Origin of the sequence: Moorena sp. SIO4E2 (assembly GCF_010671945.1) — a bacterium.
Classification (GTDB): Bacteria; Cyanobacteriota; Cyanobacteriia; order Cyanobacteriales; family Coleofasciculaceae; genus Moorena; species Moorena producens.
On record NZ_JAAHIE010001178.1, the window covers coordinates 1 to 1,516 of the forward strand.

Annotated in this window: 2 protein-coding genes and 1 pseudogene; all 3 read right to left on the reverse strand. The window is 43.5% G+C overall.

What is annotated here, in order from left to right; translation table 11 throughout:
• Window positions 1–866, reverse strand: a pseudogene (locus F6K37_RS41920) (hypothetical protein); the annotation flags it as partial.
• On the reverse strand, window positions 866–1,222 hold the full coding sequence (locus tag F6K37_RS41925) for a hypothetical protein (RefSeq protein WP_008179790.1): 357 nt from the start codon (window positions 1,220–1,222) through the stop codon (window positions 866–868). The gene F6K37_RS41925 and the pseudogene F6K37_RS41920, both read right to left, overlap by 1 nt.
• A gap of 11 nt (window positions 1,223–1,233) precedes the next feature.
• The coding region (locus F6K37_RS41930) for a CHAT domain-containing protein (RefSeq protein WP_287257159.1) at window positions 1,234–1,516 on the reverse strand (283 nt) is incomplete at its 5' end.

The following is a 1,516-nucleotide window of genomic DNA, read 5'->3' on the forward strand; positions in this document are numbered from 1 at the left end:
GTCAGTTTCTGCTTCAGTTGCTCTAGCCTTGTTTCTGGATCCCTTGGCAATTCCTTGAAGCCTTTAACCTCTTCTTCGAGTTGCCCATAGAGTCCTCTAGTTTGGCGATAACACCAACGGGCTTGATCATAAGCAAACAGGATTTTACTGCGACAGCACAATAGATTGAACAATGACAAAGACGTCTTTTCAACCAGGTTTAAGGTTTCTGGGTGACGGTTTAACCAGACCAGAAGGTGACATTGCTCCGTTGGTTTCTCTTTACCGTTGTCATAGGCAAAAATTGGGCTACCAAATAAGTGCCCAGATGCGCTAAGTTCGGGTTTTTGGTCGGTTCCCTGGAAAAAAGCATCCACACAGGCATCGGCTAACTTTCTATCCTCCTCGGGAGTGCCCACTGGTTCCCCATAGAGCACTAAGGTTTGTCCCAAAGAAGGTTGAATATTGCTGGCTAGGAGGCACCCTTGGGGATTTAACCGACTAAATTGACTGGCTGGAACGGTGACATTTTGGTAATACAGAGTTAGGTCAAGGGCATAGGTGTCATGAATTTTAACGGGATAGACCTCTACTGTTAGGGCAGAGCCTTCTATTTGCAGTGGTGCAGTATAGGTTAAGCGACCATGATCAGGTAATAGTTCTATGTAACGGCTTGCGATCGCGGTTTGGCTGGGAGGGGATTGTAATTTTTCAGGTAAAGATTTCAGGTCTGGGATAGCTAGGGGTTCGCTGAGCTGAGCACAGTGTTGCCACAACTGATCCGCATCCTGTCGGAACTTTCCCGGTTCTTGACTTAAGTCTTGGCACAGATGGAAGGCATAAAGGGTGACGCTGGGGTTTTTGATTCGCAAGGCGCTGTCAGTCATCAGCCTTTGGGAGTGTTGGGTTTTTCGGTTTCTTCCGTAGAACTCTTGCGGAGGGCATTGAGTAGTTCTTCTTTCACGTTCTTTTCATAGTCAGCTTTGGCTTCAGGAGTGGCGACAGTGCCTCCAATTCCTTTTTCACGAATTGGTTGACTACCCACTAAAACATTTAGAGCATCGTCAATAACTGGATTAGATTTACACCAGTTCTCAATCTTATCTAATAGTCCCTCCACATCATGATTAGATAGCGGAGTAATTATCGCTTCCAGTTCATTACGATCCTGTTCAGAAAAAATATCTGGTTGGCTGTTGATTAGCTTGATAAAATTTCCTATTTCTTGAATCTCAGGTTTCATAGTTTTAACTCCTATTGACCAATTGCACAAAATGCTGCCCAATGGTAAGGTTTTTCAAAAGGCTTATCGCTGGGTCTTAGATACTTAAAATCATCATTCTTCAAAAGGGGAGCACTCAAACGCCGCTTTTGATAACTCTTTATAGATAAGCTTTCAATCCAGAGTAATAAATTTTCCTTTGTTACATCCCGCAGCCAGAGTTGGGCTTGGTTAAGAGCAACTGCTAAGGACATTTGGGAGTTTAGCAAATTATCATAAAATTTAATCATTAACAATGCTGTCGATAAATCGTTT

What these genes read in the sequence shown, in the direction of transcription:
- F6K37_RS41925 (WP_008179790.1), bottom strand. Translation starts at nt 1,222, where the DNA reads ATGAAACCTGAGATTCAAGAAATAGGAAATTTTATCAAGCTAATCAAC.